Below are 15,592 nucleotides of genomic sequence, written 5' to 3' on the forward strand. Positions count from 1 at the left end.
TGCTTTAGTACCTATTTTTTGTCCTTTCGACTGAATCCCGACGCATGCTGTCCTTAGCGGATACCACCGACTTACTCGACCAGACGACAACCCAGTTGATGGGCGAGTCAGACGCATTAACACCACAGGCCGGTATTGCCCTGATCGACTCGTGGCTGGCGCCCCTACAGGTCGGGGAAAACAGCCGGCCCCTGGCGGATCAACTCGTAACCCTTAAAGTCCTCTTAGCGGCCAACCCGGTGGATGAGTCAGCGGTGCGTGGGGTAGTCGGCCCGCTGGCCGAGCAGCTCACCCTGTTTTCCACCCAGATGGGCGGGGAGGGGGAAATGCCGGCGCTGCTGGAGGGACTTGCGACGGCGTTGCGGCAGGCGTCTGATGGGTCCAAAGCGGACACGGCGGAGTCGCCCAAGTGAGCGGCCCGGATTTAACTCGATGCATGTGTTGATTAGTGCGTACTGTATACTATTAACTGGTTTTTCCGCTGCGCTTATGGCCCCTTTAGATAACACTAGCCCATTGACCGACGACCCGCTTAGTTCGGCAGCCGACTCAACACCGGTCGAGACCCTACGCATTCCCGTGATTGAAGAGACGATCCAGGTAACGACCCGGCTGGTAGAAACGAGCCGAGTGACGCTCACCAAAACGGTACACGAGCAAGAGCAGACCGTCACCATCCCGCTCCAACAGGAGCACTACACGGTCGAACGGATGGCTCTGAATGCATACGTAGATGAACGGCCTACCACTCGCCAGGAGGGAGACACCACCATCTACCCCGTGGTGAAAGAAGTGCTGGTGGTGCAAAAGCGGCTGCTGCTCGTCGAAGAAATTCGGGTCACCCGCCAGCCAATCCAAACTGAGGAGACCCAGACGGTTACCCTTCGCCGGGAAGACATCACCGTCGAGCGGACTCCGTTGAATCCCGAACGTCCGGCCTGAGAAATTGGCCTTCGTTAATAAATCAAGTGTTTAATCTTACCAAAAACCGGAGTAAACCCCAAAACAACGCATGGCACACACAGTAATCGGCATTTTTGACAATGCCTCCGAGGCTCAAACGGCCGTTGATCAATTAGTTAGTAACGGTTTCAGCCGCAGCAACATTGACCTATCGGCTGGTACAAGCAGCGCGGCTACGGGCTCCGATGCCCTCATCCCGGATCGACACGTGAATACCTCGGGCACCCGCACCGAAGAGCTTGTCGATGACACCAAAGACGTTGGCAGCAGCGTGGGCGGTTTCTTTAGTTCGCTGTTTGGCAGCGACGATGACGACGACACTAAAAAGTATTCGACCGTCGGTAGCCGCGGCTCGATCGTGACCGTGCATGCGGACACGGATCAGCAGGCCGAACAGGCCGCCGACATTCTGGATGAAGCCGGGGCGGTGGATGTCAACGAACGGGCCGCCGAGTATGGGTATAGCAGCACAACACCAACGACCCCGGTGAGCACTGAAGGCGACCAGACCATCAAAGTGATCGAGGAAAATCTGGAAGTGGGCAAACGCACGGTCGAAACGGGTGGGGTACGGATGCGCAGCCGCATCGTGGCCAGGCCCGTGGAAGAAAGCATCCGCCTGCGGGAAGAGCGGGTTACGGTAAACCGCACCCCGGTGAATCGGCCCGCTACGGCGGCTGATCTGAACGCTTTCCAGGAAGGCGAAATTAGCCTGACTGAACACGCCGAAGTGCCGGTGGTGTCGAAAACGGCGAGCGTCGTGGAAGAAATATCGGTGGGCAAAGCCGTTACCGAACGAGAGGAGGTAATTAAGGATACAGTTCGCAAAACCGAAGTCGATGTGGAGAATCTGGGTACGACGGATCAATCGATTCGTCCGGCCGGTACGGACTCAGATGAGGTGACCTATTCGACCAAGTAATTCCCCTGATGGAGCAGACTGAGGCGGCTGTTTTAGCAAACAGCCGCCTCAGTCTGCTCCATCAGGGGAATTAATCGCTACCGAGATGGGCAAAAAACCGTTGTCTGCCGGGCTGGACGAACCGTTCAGCTTCCCCTGTCAGGCCAACCGGGATACCACCTGGGCCACTGATCCGGCTAATCCAGTGGCCGCACAAACCGGTCCCATTCGCCAAGGAGACACCATCTGGTTGCAGGCGGAACGGTTTGGCAGTGGGCCCCAATGGCAAGCCGCTCGACTAGCCGATCATCGGCTCTGCTTTGTGCAGCCCCACCATTTCGATTCGTTAAATCCCTAATCTTTTCGGATGGGTAGAGGCTGGTCTACCCGGCATTCTAAACCCCAATACTCATTTTACTCCCCCTACTTTTATGAGCAGTAGCCTACTCGACCACCTGCGCTCTACGTTTACCCCGGCGGCTGTTAGCGAGCTGTCCCGCACCCTGGGCGAAGCCCCGGCCCCCATCCAAAAAGCACTCGACGGCCTGCTGCCCGCCGTCACGGCGGGGGTCATCAACCGGGCCTCCGGGCAGCAGGGGGCAACCCAATTGTATCAGTTACTGCGCGATACGCCCTTTGCGCGTGATTCCACCCTGAGCCAGCTGGTTGACACGGGTGATCATCGCCAGAAAGCGGCGGACTCCGGCAATGGCCTGTTCAAACAACTTTATCCGGACCAGCCCAACCGATTGGCCGAAGCGACGGCGCAATACAGTGGGGTTAGCCCGGGATCGGCTACTACCCTGACGGGGTTGGTCATGTCGGTGCTGATGGGCTTTTTGCACCAGCAACTCAGCAGCCGGTCACTGACCCAGTCCCAACTGAGTGCGCTGCTTTTGGGCGAAACCGATTCGGCCCGGCTGGCGATTCCAACCGGGTTGGCAGCCCTTTTAGGCTGGTTCTTGGGTACGCCCCGGCCAGCCAGCGCCCTGCGAACCGAGCCGATCCCCCCGGCTGCGAACGAGGACCGGCCCGCGGGCGTAGTTTGGTGGCGCTGGCTGCTCGGGGCGCTGGCTTTACTGGCGCTGCTGTTTTTCTTACTGCGCGGGTGTAACCGCGATAAGACCCAGCAGACCGTTGACGCAAGCTCTACTGTGGCCTCTGACACCATCGCCAGTGATGGGAACGGCAACGGTCCCGAGGTGCGGGTGGGGGTTGATCTACCAGGGGGTCGAAAATTAAGCGTTGTCGAACATTCCTTCAACGATAGCTTAGCCCGCTATCTAGCGACTACCGGTAGCCAGACACCACGCGTGTTTACGTTTGACAACTTAACCTTTGAAACCGATTCGGCCCGCATTACGGCCCAGGCCCGGCCCCACGTGGATGATCTGATCCAGATCATGCAGGCCTACCCGACGCTGCAAATCCGCATCGAGGGCAACACCGACAGTACGGGCGACGAGGCCATTAATGACCCCTTATCGGGAGAACGGGCCGAAACGGTTAAACAAGCTTTGATCCAGGGTGGCATTGCAGCCAGCCGGGTGAGTACCCGGGAGCGGGGGGATACCAAACCCGTAGCCAGTAATCAGACCGCAGCCGGTCGTCAGAAGAACCGCCGAATTGACGTGATAATCACTAAGATCTAGTTTGATGGGCTGGGTTCGTTAATTACTTGCGTGAACCCGTTTTTATTGGTTCACGCAAGTAATGGTTTCTCGCACTCACCGAACCACTAAGGTAGCTCAGGACCGTTTCAACCCGTTGGTTCGGTGAGCGCGAAACCAACCATTGCTCTGCTTGGAAAATAAGCCTACCAGAGCGATCAATGAGATAAGCGTCGAGATCAAATCGATCACTGTCGACCCGGGGTGCAGACTATAGGCCAACGAAAAAGCGGATAGGGAACTGATTAGACCCAGGCCTATAATTCCCGCTAGTACCAGTCGGGCCCAGTTAGCGCCCCGATGGATCAGGCGCAGTAGCCCGTAAACGCATAAAGTGCCCAGTATGACACCCAGTATACTGCCCAACGAATAGCCGCCCGAGAAGGCAAAGCCCAGTAGTTCGATGCTGACACAAAGCACCACTAAGCGCAGGGCATTCAACAGGGAGGTCGGGGGACGGGTAAGCGATGGCATAGGTTGGTCCAAACGAGTTAGCGTAGGGATAACGACTTGAGACCGATTAAGTTTAGCAAGTCAAATAAGCAATAGTAAACGATGACGAGTTGATGAAACTAACCGAATTAGTTGCCATTCACGTGGGCCATACGACCCTCAGTCCTGCTATGGTAAGAGGGTTTCTGCAAACGCCCCCCCGATACCGGCAGTGGGGGGTCTATTGTCACCTTGCCCCGGCTTTTCTGGATCAACTTAATGCGACCGATCTGTTTGAGTTTTATCTGCGTCAGTACCTGATAGGCCGCCACAAAACCTCACAGGCTGTTTTGCGAGAAGTGCGCACGTTTGTTGATCATGACCCCAAGGGAGCGTATCACTTAATTAATTATTCCTTATCGAATATACGCTATCAACTACTCTCCTTGGAATGGTACGAGTTACTGCCTCGATTAGAGACAGCTAGGAAACGAATTGTCGAGTTGGCTCCGGAGATTGATCATCAAACCCGGCCTTTGGGGTCGGCTTTTCGAGAGAATCTTAGTAACTAGTTGACACCCTAGAAAGAATTCATTTACTGGCAATTAAAGGGTTCAATACGGCATTAGTGAGGGCAGTGGTTTTCTATCAGAACGTTCTAGTACCGTATAAGATAGATCGGGCATTTAACTCTGATTGTCGTTAACCGCCAGCTAAGGAGCGCAACTACCGACGTCAATCAACCAGAAATTGCCTCCTAACTGTCTATATATGGGCAGTTAGTCAGATAATACGATGCGAAACCGTTTTTCGTCGACTATAGACGAGTCTTATCTCAAGGACTAGCTTTGGAAATTCTCGTTACCTCGGTTAATTCTAAGCTTACTACTAATGGCTAAAAGGGCAGTTAAACAGATAGTAATAGAGGAGTTAATTGATCGAATTAACTTATCAGGACTCTCCTCTGCTGAAGAAGAAACTTTTAAAATCTGGCTGATCAAAAGCGCTCCTCTGCATACCTCGATTGAAACAGCATTGCGGAGAGGACACTCCGTGAAAGCCTGCGCAAACACGTATCGAAGACAAACCGAATACTGGGTACAAATTGAAGAACCGGAGAATTAAAGCTGATAATACTCGTCTTACTTAATTGTTACATTAATTTTGGAATGAGGGATTATGAGATATTATTTGAAACAGCCTACAAATATGATGTTATCGTGGCTAGATGATAGGTAGTGCCATTGATAAAAAGATGCCAAAAATTACACCGAGGTAGCCAATTATGAATCGCTTATAGTCAGTTCGAATATTTGTTGGCGACCATTGGTTATGCATTGAGTGTTAATCTGTTAACTTGTATCGCTTCACAAATGGGCGATAAGTGTTCTAGCGTTATGACTTTCCTGATTTCCAGCTTATATACATCAGTTTGGTTCTTGGGAAGAATTTGGTTCTTCCTATTTATGGGATTCTCTCCTGTAGCCTGGGCTCAAATCGATTCGATTCACGCTAGTCCAATCCAAATAAAGATGGCCCCCTTACCTCTTGAGAAATTCCGCAAACAAGCTATTAGGGCGGGAGCCATCGATTCGTCGATGGCTCTTAATATTACGGCCCTGTCGCCTAAAAGTAACCAGCGCGACAGCGTTTTTTATACCCGATTGAAAACCCGCATGTATAAACACCGGCTTACTCACCAGTTATATGACGCGGTTTTTCAAGATGTCTATAATAGTCATTCCCAAACGGGCGAAGTCAGCACGCTGGCCGTGAACCCCTTCTCAGCGTTTAAGGGTCAAACCATAGGTGCCATTTATATTCGTCGCCTGGGCGTGTTTGGCCGCTCGGTCTATGATACACTGCGCCAGTCAGGCAATAGGTTCGAAAAACTGGGCAGTCAGTTGCATACAAACACTAAAGAATATGTAATTCGCCATTCGTATTTACTCTTTAAGGTCGGCGATGCGTTGGACCCAATTGTACTTCAGGACAACGAGCGGCTTCTGCGAACGACTTCCATCTTCCATGATGCTCGGATTCAGGCCGTTGCTCGTCCGAGTGAGGAGTTTGTAGTCGATATCTACGTAATTACCCAAGATGTTTGGTCATTATTGCCAACAGGAGGCTTTGGTGGATTTGACAACTTTAGTGTTGGTTTACAACAACTAAATTTCCGGGGCCTGGGCCATCAGGTATCCGCCCAACTAGCTTATTCGGGTAGCGACCCTCGCCAGACCTTGGAGTACGAGGCTCATTATAAAATACCCTTTATCGGCAAAACCTTCTTAACGGCACAGGCAGACGGGGTATATCTACGTGACTTGAAACAAGCCTCGGTCAAACTCTACCGCCCATTCATAACGCCGGATACCAAATATGCGGGCTCATTTGAACTGAACCATACCCAGCTCAACACTCAGGTGATCACCCGACTGGACAGCGTAATACGGGTTCCGATCGGCTATTATTATTCTGACCTATGGCTGGGCCGCTCGTTTCGCTTGTTTTACAAGCCGTCGGGTACGGACACCAAGGGCCGTTCCCGGCTGATTGTAGCCCTGCGCAATACGAATTATGCGTACGTACAACGTCCCACCGTCACGGCGGATACCAATCAGGCCTACCAGAACAACCGCACTACGCTGGTTAGTCTGGGCTATTCCCGCCGCAAATACGTGAGGGATGTGCTCATTTATGGCTTCGGCCGGACCGAAGACGTCCCGGTGGGGGTCTCCCTGATTGCCACCGGGGGCGTTGATTACGCCGAGCTGGGCCAGCGCTTATACACTGGTCTATCATTCGCCCAGGGTAATTACGTGCCCCATCTGGGTTATCTCTACAGCTTAGTGAGTATCGGGGGCTTTCACCGGCGGCAGCGGATCGAGCAGGGGGTGTTCTCGCTGGAGACCAATTACTTTAGTCCCCTGCTACTTAACCGATGGGGCAATCTGCGGCACTTTCTCACGGGTCGTTATACGGCGGGCATTGGCCGGTTTAATAACGAATACATTTCGCTCAATACCAGCAGCGGCAACCAGAACGATGCCATCAGTGTAGCCAGTGATGCCCTACGGGGGACCCACCGCTTATTCTTGGGCTACGAGAACATTCTCTTCACGCGGGTCAGTGTGGTGGGCTTTCGGGTGGCACTGCTCAGCTTCGTGAGTGTAGGGCTGGTGAGCTTTGCCGATCGGTCTTTCTTGGCGGGTCCGCTTTACCAGGGTTACGGGCTGGGCTTTCGGTTGCGGAATGAAAACCTGACCTTTAACAGTATTCAGATCCGGCTAGCGTATTACCCTAACATTCCGGGCAACGCCACGCCCTTTCGACAGGCTTTCGAAGCAGTTCCCTCGGTTCGTTTTCGGGATTTTGATCTACCGGCTCCCCAGATTATTGCCTACCAATAACCGATAGAGTAGGGTCGTATGCTATTGATGGCGTTGGACAGTTATTAAAAAATCATTGTCTCACAATTCGCTCGTGGCTGTTGCACAACTCACGCATAGTCAAAAGTGTGGTTAGTAAAGCCACTGGCTGGTAAAAATCCTGTGTTTGTGGAAGGCTAAAACGACCCTTGCAGTATATAAGAAACCTCGGACTGCTCTTTGTTCTAGTTGTGCAACAGCCACGCTCCATTTGCATTACACAGAATTGAAAGCAAGTGACGAAATTTGGGTAGTTCTGCGGGAAAGTACATAATTCGTCACTTGGCTTATCTAATCGAATAAACTGCTCAAATAGGACGAAACGGCCTTAGGGTTCAAAAAGCCATACCTTTCTGAACCACAGTCGATTAAAAGTTTTACCAATCAAATCGTACCAAAAACTGGGGCCAGAAAATAGGTTCAATAATTCTATTGGGTTTGACTTTATGATACTAACTTTTTAAACCATAAAGCAAAGAGTATCAGATCACTAACTAACGAGGTTAGTTCAAACGACGAATTATGTACTTTTCCGCAGAACTACCCAAATTTACGCTTCGTCGCAACGATACAAAATGGCGAACCCACCCATTGACAACTACTACCACACCAACAACCTGTTTGCCCTGCTAAATGCTTTCATTCAACAAAGGGTAACACCCTTCCGGAGACTATTGATCAGCGATCCGGCTGCTGTCGATCGATAGCCTTACCTATCGGCGGCTTGGTGCCTGTTTCCAGGGTCAAACCTAAACAACCAGCAGGTAAGGATTGTCCAGGGATTAAACAGGCTTAACCTACTAGAGAATAAAGTCTACCCATTAGCTTGCTCATGCGCTATTTATCTCCGAGCAATTACTAGAAGGATCAATCACCTTGGGCTAGAATTGATCGTAGAGCCGAAAAAAGAATAGTATTCCCTTGTAGACTATGACCAAGCTTCGGTAATACGGTTACACTTACCAGAGAGGGCAGATGCTGAGTGGCCCGGCTCAGGCTGGCCTGATAGGGGTATAACTTATCTTGAGCGCCCAAGACTAAATAAAGTGGAGTTTGAACCGAAGCCAACTCCTCTTTAGCCAACGTCTGGTGCCACCAGGGAGTGAGTTCGAAGGAACTCAGCGAGTAGCATTGAAAATCAATCAACAGCTTTTCCTGCGCTGGGTTCAGCGGGGGGGCCAGTGGGCTAAAAACAGCTTCTCGCAGAAAAGCCTGTAAGGAGGCATGAGAGGGACCTCGTAAAGCTAGTAAGTAATACCGTAGCAAGGCGATCGAGAGTGAAAGTGGCTGAAGACCAGCGGGATTAACTAAAATTACTTTCTTGACAAGCTCAGGAGATACCCGGCAGGCTTTGAGACAGATGAGAGCACCCAAGGCGTGTCCAATCAGAGTCGCCCGGCTAATGCCCAACTGCTTGAGCACCTGGCGGGTCCAGTGACCATATTCATCTGTTCCCGGTTTGGGAATCATCCCTTCACTAAAGCCCGGCTGTCCATTGATATCAACCAGACACAACCGGTAGTTCTTGCTCAGGCTATTGATCCCCTGGCCAACCAGCCAGACAAGAGAGCTCGCGTTAAAGCCGGGAAGAAGCACAATTGTTTCGTAGATACGGCGCTGGGGCGTGTGAATCCAAACGCGGGTCTGGCCCCAGTCGGTGGTCAGGGTATGGGGGTGCAGCTGAAGCCCGTTCAGTTGCTGAAGTGCCTGAGCCCATTGATCATTGAAGTGGGCCGCTTGAGTGGGATCTTTGTAACGAGAGACCATGGACATTGAAGAGAGACTAATTAATCAGGAGGTTTCCTAAAGATGGGCGAAAAAGACCTTACTGTACTAGGTTATCAATGATTAAAATGCATTGATACCTACTAAGATGCTTAGTACAGCCATTTTGACTAGTTTATCTTTATTGTCGGCACGACTGTGTGGTTTCCGATTAATAGGTGGTGATTAAGCACAATTGACGCACTCTATCCCGGGAGCGTTAGTGCAATGAGTGCGCCGATAATATCATATTTGTCGGGTCTAAATCCATCCACCTTCCAAGCCCACAGAAGAGCCATGACAATGAAAAACCCGCCATAGGTGGTATACACGCGGCCAAATCCGGCCGGTTGAAACGTAGCTACAACACCATAAGCTGCCAGGATGATGCCACCTAAGAGGCCGTACCAAAGCGGTTTACCTTCTTTCATCCATTGCCAGACCAGATAACCGCCCCCGATCTCGCACAAGCCAGCTAAAATAAATACTAAAATAGATTTTAAGACAGTTAGAAGCCTACTCGTAAAACTCTAATTCGTTCGGTCAAAGATAGAGCTAGCAAGCGATGCGCAAATCTTCTGCATAGTTCCTGTGTAAACGCTCGTTTGATTGTGAACGAAGGATCAAATCACCCTTTCTTAAGCAAGTAACTATTACTTACTTATTCTCAAGTTACGCTCCCATGTGAGACAGAAGGAATTTAGCATTTTATAAACAGGGCGTTTTGTGATACGCATTTGTTTCATTAAAACCACTCAAAATGTCACAATAGTGAGTAATTTGTACTAGTTTTGTGACATGAAAGGGACGAAGGAAAAACTGATTGAAGCTGCTGTTGTCGCCCTCAACAGAGATGAATCAGCCACCATAGAACAGATTGCTAACGTTGCCGGGGTGACTCGACGAACGATACATCGCTGTTTCAACGACCGAAATACATTAGTGGAAGAATGCAAACAAACCATGCTCCGAGTTTGCAATCTCAAAATGACGGAAGCCTATCATAGTAGTGAACAACCTGCCGTCCAGATTGAAAACATGTTCTATGCGGCCCTAGAAGTAGGTGTTCAGTATTCGTTCGTCAAAAAACTGTTCAAACGCAATCAGTATACGGATCTGGGCAATAACCATGAAGTGGCCTATGACGATGTCAAAGCCAACTGGTTTAGGTTGGTCGAGCTTCTTCAGCAACAAGGAGCAATCGATAGGAAGCTGTCAATTCCCTGGATCTATAATTTGTTTGGAGGAATGGTGGACATCGCTATCGAAGCCCAACAAGCAGGCGACGTTGCTCGTAACGACATCAAAAAGTTTTCATGGACCTCATTCAAAGGAAGTATTGGCCTTCACTAACCAGCCATCAAACGTATGCAATCAATCAACACAGCCGACACCTATTTCGATAGCGAATTAGTCAAACAGCTCCCCGGTTTCACCAGCAACTATGTAACGGTTAATGGCATTCAACTGCACTATATCCTGGGTGGTCAAGGTAAGCCGCTAGTCTTATTACCGGGCTGGCCTCAAACTTGGTGGAGCTATCATAAAATCATGCCCTTGCTCGCTGACAGCTATCAGGTCATTGTAGTTGAGTTGCGCGGTATGGGAAGCTCGGATAAACCGATGACGGGCTATTCGAAAAAGAGCATGGCTAGTGATGTGTCTGCTTTACTCGACCAATTGGACATTGAGCGAACCTACATCGCCGGTCATGACATTGGGGCTGCCGTAGCCTTCAGCTTCGCGGCCCATTTTCCTCAAAAGACTGAAAAGCTGGTTTTGCTGGATACACCCCATCCTGACGAAAACATGTACAAGCTTCCCATGCTCTCGACTGGGGCGGGTGTTCATCCATGGTGGGTCGCTTTTAATCAAGTTAAGAACTTGCCGGAACAGGTCCTGGAAGGCCGTTTCCATCTGGTACAGGATTGGCTTTTTGACCAACTGCTCGAGGACAAGACGGCCATCAGTGGGTTTGACAGACAGGTGTACGCCCAGGCTTACAACAATCAGGATGCTATTAGAGCTTCAAATGGCTGGTATCAGACCTTTCCTGAAGACATTGAAGATATTAAAGGCAAGCATGTCGAGGCACCAACTATTGGCATAGCTAGTCCTACCGGCTACCAGATGCTTTCTTATGCGTTACCCCCTTACGTTGCTAAGTTGGAAATAAAAGAAGTGGTAGGAACAGGCCATTTTGTGCAGGAAGAGAGGCCCCTTGAAACGATTAGACTCATACACGATTTTCTTGGTTAGCCAGGCCCATAAATAACCGCAACTAGCTTGTTACGATATAAGTATTAGTTACTGAAGTTCAGTGGTTGCTGACCAATACTCTCGTTGATCTTGATTGGAAGTCCCGTTTCTTTAAACGCTCCTGCTTGAGAAAGGAAGGAGAATCCTTTTATGAATCAGCTCAATAGAATTAGAGCAGCTCAAAACTATAATGTCAATTATTCGAAGCGACAAAAGGTAGGCCTACTCAGAGATCATGTTCGGTTCTTTTCCCTTCACTGTCTTTATAAAAGTCGATAGGACCCTGGGGCTTATAAAAAACCAGTCCGGCTTGTCACAAAATCACCCGTATCCAGTCTTTGCTTAAAACGCTAACGCAAATGGATACGCCTTTTCTGACCCCCATTGAAAAACCCAAGAGCTTACTCTGGAAAGTGCTCTACTTCTTCACCCGAAAACGCTTCGGGAAAGTGATTACTCCCTTGAAAGTTATGGCCGTCCGGCTCCCGCTGGCCTTTGGCTCCTTTTCGGGCAAAATTGGCCAGCTCGACAGAAAGCTCAAACTACCCCCTGAAACGGTTATGCTCGTGCGGGAGCGGGTGGCTCAACTGAATGTATGCCTTTTCTGCATCGATATAGGCCGAGCCTTCACCATTATGGCCCACATGAATCAGGCGAAGTTTGAGGCCTTATCTGACTACTCACGCAGCCCCCTCTTTTCGGAAAAAGAAAAGGTTTTGCTCGATTTTGTCACCCGGCTCACCCGGGACCGCCAGATGGAAGCCGAGTTGTTCGACAAACTGGCTCAGCAGTATGACGAACGCTCAATCTGCGAGATTGTCTGGATTGTAGCTTCCGAGTTTTACTATAACATGAGTAATATTGGCCTCAATATTCACTCCGACATGATCTGCGATATAGCGCAGAAAAAAGTCATTTCTGATAAAAAGGAAGTAGCTGCTACGGCGCAAATAAATTAAACGCTGGCTTTATTTACTATCTGTCAACGCCTTATGCTCATTACAGCAGAAATCCTTCACCTTCGGCCTTACCTGTTTCGAATTGCTTATGCAATGTTGGGTATGATCCAAGAAGCGGAAGACATCGTTCAGGACGTGTACGAAAAATGGCTGTCGGTTGATCGTGTCCAGAATGCAAAAGCCTACTTGGGACGCATGACGGTCAACAAAAGTATTAACCGGCTCGAGGAGCTAAAAAAGCAACGGGAAATTTACCCCGGTCCTTGGCTCCCCGAACCCTATATCACCCTGGAGGCCGAGCAGCCACTGACCCTTGAATACGGTCTGCTGTTTCTAGTGGAACAACTCAATCCCATCGAACGGGCGGTGTTTATCCTGCGGGAAAGCTTTTCCCAGGACTACCGCAGTATTGCTGAACTCACGGGTCTTTCGGCTGACAACTGTCGTCAGCTGTTGCACCGGGCGCGGGAAAAACTCGCTGGTCGTAAACCTCAGCCGGTAGAGCCTGTTACTCATGGGGCTCTCACGGAAGCGTTCCTGGTGGCTTTACACCGTCAGGATCGAGATGCGCTCAACCAGTTGCTACGATCAGATATCGAATTGTTCAGCGATGGAGGCGGCAAACGTGCCGCTGGCCTCAAGCCCCTGTTTGGCCTTCAGAAGGTGCTAAAGTTTTTATTGGGTGTCATGCAGTTGCCAGCGAATCAGGGTAATGACTTTATCCACCGACCAGCTTTTGTCAATGGGCAACCTGGTTCGCTTATTTTTGAGGGGCAAACCGGTGAGCTAGACTCGATGACCTACATTGGCTGGGATGCTAACCAAATCACTCGTCTTTTGTATGTGCGTAATCCTGATAAACTACATATTCAGGCCAATCTGTGCTAATCGTTAATTCGCTTACTGTAGAAAATGGCACAAATCCCCCTCATTCTCATTAAATCCTCCTATTTGAGACAAGGGGCATCTACTGAGACATTATAGTAAGGCGATATACCCAGGAAATAATAGGGCTATTTCTTCCCAACGAGCAGATTTACACGGTGGGCAACTCTATATTTAGGCGAAGTTTAATTATCAGCTTCTCAACTTAATAAGTATAGGTAGTTCTGCCGAAAAGTACGACACGGACAGTCAGTCGCTGCTGCCGCCCCAATAGTTTGTCGTTTGGCCTTTCTAGCCAAGTTAACGGCTTTTATAAAAACAGATCACTCGTAAGGTGCAGTTAGGCATGCTTCGTTGACTGCTGCCGAAGCTTGTGAATTTTAGGCTGGTCCGTCGGCAAGAACGGCAAAACTACTCCTCTGCTAAAAACAACTGACTACTCATTTTAACGCACGCCTATAGCATGATTAAACGCCTTTTTTTACCTGTTTTGACTTGCTTTCTGCTTACCGCTTGTGTAGCCCCAACGATCCATCAGGATAATCCAGACTTAGCGGCCCTTTTCGAACGCTACTATCAGGAGCGGATGCAACTCGTCCCGATTGAATCAACCTTGAACGGCGAGAGTCTGAATAATGATAAGCTTTATCCGTATTTCACTGACAGCTATAGCCGGAAACTGACCCACTTTTTTATGCACTATCGTTCCGCCATTCAACAATTCAATCCTAAACAGTTAAGTCCTACTGATCAGCTTAGTTATGCCATCTTTATCCGTGAAATGGATATGTCCCTTCAGGGATTATCGGTCGGCTATTTCAACGGTTACTTTCAGGATCATCAGTATATGCCCTTTACCCAGAATGGAGGGGTGCCGCTGCTAATGGGTCAATTTGGTAGTGGCTCAGGCGCACAACCCTTCAAAACGGTCAAAGACTATGAGGACTGGCAAAAGCGAGCTACCGCTTTTTCGGCTTGGGCAGACAGTGCCATTGTTTACTTCCGCAAGGGGATGGCAGCCCATATTGTACTACCCGCTGTTTTGGTCAAAAAGATGATTCCTCAACTCGATGCCATGCTCATAAGGGATGCCACAAAAAGCCTCTTTTATGGACCCATCCATCAGTTGCCGATTAATTTTTGTGAAACCGATAAGAAGCGATTGACCAACGCGTACGTTCGATTGATCAACCAGCAGTTGGTCCCTTCTTACAAAAAACTAAGCTATTTTTTAACCACGGAGTACCTACCCAACGCCCGACAAACCACTGGTATCGAAGCGCTCCCCCACGGCAAGAAACACTACAGCTTCCTGGTTGCCTACCATACCACAACCCGCCAAACACCCGACGAAATTTATCAGATCGGTCTTTCGGAAGTAAAACGAATCCAGCAGGCTATGGATAGTGTTCAACAAACCTTGGGGTACAGGGGAAGCCAGCAGGCCTTTTTTCAGTATATGCTGACGGATAAGACGTTCATGCCCTTTACCAAGCCCCAGGATGTACTAACCACTTATCGGGCCATCCAGGCTAGGATTGATCCCCGCCTTAAAACGATGTTTAACCACGTGCCCAAAGCTAGTTTTGAGGTACGTCAGACCGAAGCGTTTCGGGCGGCCAGTGGCGGCCCTGAATACGTGCCGGGTACGCCAGACGGAAAAAGGCCTGGTATCTTTTATGTGCCCATTCTAGACGCCAAAACCTATAATGTAACCATTGGTATGGAAGCTCTTTTCTTGCATGAAGCCATACCAGGCCATCATTATCAGATCGGTCTACAAATGGAAAATGAGCAATTACCTACGTTTCGTCGATTTATTAATTTCAGTGCGTATGGCGAGGGCTGGGCACTCTACGCGGAAACATTGGGAAAAGATTTAGGGGTATACACCGATCCTTACCAGTACTTAGGCGCTCTGGTCAAAGAAATGCACCGGGCTGTTCGTCTAGTAGTGGATGTGGGCATGCATACGAAGGGCATGAGTCGGGAGCAGGCGATTCGCTACATGATGGCCCATGAGCCCTTAAGCGAAGCCGGGGCTACGGCTGAAATTGAGCGTTACATGGCCATCCCTGGTCAAGCCCTGAGTTACAAAATTGGCCAGTTAAAGATTAGGCAATTACGAACCGCCTATGAACAGCAGTTAGGGAAGCACTTTCAGTTGGGGGCTTTTCATGATGAACTGTTAGGGGGCGGTTCTATCCCTCTGGAAATCTTGGATAAACAACTGGCAACTTGGGCTAAAGGTCAGCTAAACTAAAAAGAACATCGAATGTCTAGGGTTTAAAGTACGGTTTGACGCAGTAGGATAGACGGGTCTTTTGCCGA

Annotated in this window: 15 protein-coding genes and 1 pseudogene; 13 read left to right on the forward strand and 3 right to left on the reverse strand. The window is 49.7% G+C overall.

The features are described 5' to 3' along the window. Positions 1 to 44: 44 nt before the first annotated feature. The 5 genes from CWM47_RS31170 (at position 45) to CWM47_RS31190 (ending at position 3,516) form a co-directional block, all read left to right on the forward strand. Positions 45 to 413, forward strand: coding sequence for a hypothetical protein (locus tag CWM47_RS31170; RefSeq protein WP_100992466.1), 369 nt, complete (start codon positions 45 to 47; stop codon positions 411 to 413). A gap of 76 nt (positions 414 to 489) precedes the next feature. After that, entirely contained in the window at positions 490 to 942 is a 453-nt protein-coding gene (locus tag CWM47_RS31175) for a YsnF/AvaK domain-containing protein (RefSeq protein WP_100992467.1), read from the forward strand. A 70-nt stretch (positions 943 to 1,012) separates the two neighbouring features. Further along, entirely contained in the window at positions 1,013 to 1,885 is an 873-nt protein-coding gene (locus CWM47_RS31180; protein WP_100992468.1) for a YsnF/AvaK domain-containing protein, read from the forward strand. A gap of 85 nt (positions 1,886 to 1,970) precedes the next feature. After that, positions 1,971 to 2,222 carry a hypothetical protein gene (locus CWM47_RS31185; protein WP_100992469.1) on the forward strand — a complete coding sequence of 84 codons (252 nt, stop codon included), beginning with the start codon at positions 1,971 to 1,973 and terminating at the stop codon, positions 2,220 to 2,222. Positions 2,223 to 2,295: 73 nt separating this feature from the next. Beyond that, on the forward strand, positions 2,296 to 3,516 hold the full coding sequence (locus tag CWM47_RS31190; RefSeq protein WP_100992470.1) for an OmpA family protein: 1,221 nt from the start codon (positions 2,296 to 2,298) through the stop codon (positions 3,514 to 3,516). Between the two features lie 96 nt (positions 3,517 to 3,612). Here CWM47_RS31190 and CWM47_RS31195 read toward each other — a convergent pair whose 3' ends face one another. Then, positions 3,613 to 4,008: a hypothetical protein gene (locus CWM47_RS31195; protein ID WP_100992471.1), complete on the reverse strand. Its 396-nt coding sequence runs from the start codon at positions 4,006 to 4,008 to the stop codon at positions 3,613 to 3,615. Between the two features lie 92 nt (positions 4,009 to 4,100). Here CWM47_RS31195 and CWM47_RS31200 point away from each other — a divergent pair, with 92 nt between their 5' ends. The 3 genes from CWM47_RS31200 to CWM47_RS39860 all read left to right on the forward strand — a co-directional run bounded on the left by CWM47_RS31200 (position 4,101) and on the right by CWM47_RS39860 (position 8,101). Then, positions 4,101 to 4,538: a hypothetical protein gene (locus CWM47_RS31200; RefSeq protein ID WP_100992472.1), complete on the forward strand. Its 438-nt coding sequence runs from the start codon at positions 4,101 to 4,103 to the stop codon at positions 4,536 to 4,538. Between the two features lie 960 nt (positions 4,539 to 5,498). After that, positions 5,499 to 7,376, forward strand: coding sequence for a BamA/TamA family outer membrane protein (locus CWM47_RS31210; RefSeq protein WP_100992474.1), 1,878 nt, complete (start codon positions 5,499 to 5,501; stop codon positions 7,374 to 7,376). A 593-nt stretch (positions 7,377 to 7,969) separates the two neighbouring features. Next, positions 7,970 to 8,101, forward strand: a complete 132-nt coding sequence (locus tag CWM47_RS39860) for a hypothetical protein (RefSeq protein ID WP_262511983.1) — start codon at positions 7,970 to 7,972, stop codon at positions 8,099 to 8,101. 160 nt (positions 8,102 to 8,261) lie between these two features. On the opposite strand, the gene CWM47_RS31215 is transcribed toward CWM47_RS39860, so the two are convergent. After that, a complete protein-coding gene (locus tag CWM47_RS31215; RefSeq protein WP_157816095.1) occupies positions 8,262 to 9,161 on the reverse strand; it encodes an alpha/beta fold hydrolase in 900 nt (299 codons plus the stop codon). A 203-nt stretch (positions 9,162 to 9,364) separates the two neighbouring features. Then, a pseudogene (locus CWM47_RS31220) lies at positions 9,365 to 9,655 on the reverse strand (YnfA family protein); the annotation flags it as partial. A 301-nt stretch (positions 9,656 to 9,956) separates the two neighbouring features. Here CWM47_RS31220 and CWM47_RS31225 point away from each other — a divergent pair. The 5 genes from CWM47_RS31225 to CWM47_RS31245 all read left to right on the forward strand — a co-directional run bounded on the left by CWM47_RS31225 (position 9,957) and on the right by CWM47_RS31245 (position 15,524). Continuing rightward, on the forward strand, positions 9,957 to 10,511 hold the full coding sequence (locus CWM47_RS31225; RefSeq protein WP_100992477.1) for a TetR/AcrR family transcriptional regulator: 555 nt from the start codon (positions 9,957 to 9,959) through the stop codon (positions 10,509 to 10,511). A 15-nt stretch (positions 10,512 to 10,526) separates the two neighbouring features. After that, on the forward strand, positions 10,527 to 11,417 hold the full coding sequence (locus tag CWM47_RS31230; RefSeq protein ID WP_100992478.1) for an alpha/beta fold hydrolase: 891 nt from the start codon (positions 10,527 to 10,529) through the stop codon (positions 11,415 to 11,417). Positions 11,418 to 11,776: 359 nt separating this feature from the next. After that, on the forward strand, positions 11,777 to 12,376 hold the full coding sequence (locus CWM47_RS31235; RefSeq protein ID WP_100992479.1) for a carboxymuconolactone decarboxylase family protein: 600 nt from the start codon (positions 11,777 to 11,779) through the stop codon (positions 12,374 to 12,376). A gap of 33 nt (positions 12,377 to 12,409) precedes the next feature. After that, positions 12,410 to 13,264, forward strand: coding sequence for a sigma factor-like helix-turn-helix DNA-binding protein (locus CWM47_RS31240; RefSeq protein ID WP_100992480.1), 855 nt, complete (start codon positions 12,410 to 12,412; stop codon positions 13,262 to 13,264). Between the two features lie 460 nt (positions 13,265 to 13,724). After that, on the forward strand, positions 13,725 to 15,524 hold the full coding sequence (locus CWM47_RS31245; RefSeq protein ID WP_100992481.1) for a DUF885 domain-containing protein: 1,800 nt from the start codon (positions 13,725 to 13,727) through the stop codon (positions 15,522 to 15,524). The last annotated feature ends 68 nt before the right edge of the window (positions 15,525 to 15,592 follow it).

It is taken from the genome of Spirosoma pollinicola, from assembly GCF_002831565.1.
GTDB classification, from domain to species: domain Bacteria; phylum Bacteroidota; class Bacteroidia; order Cytophagales; family Spirosomataceae; genus Spirosoma; species Spirosoma pollinicola.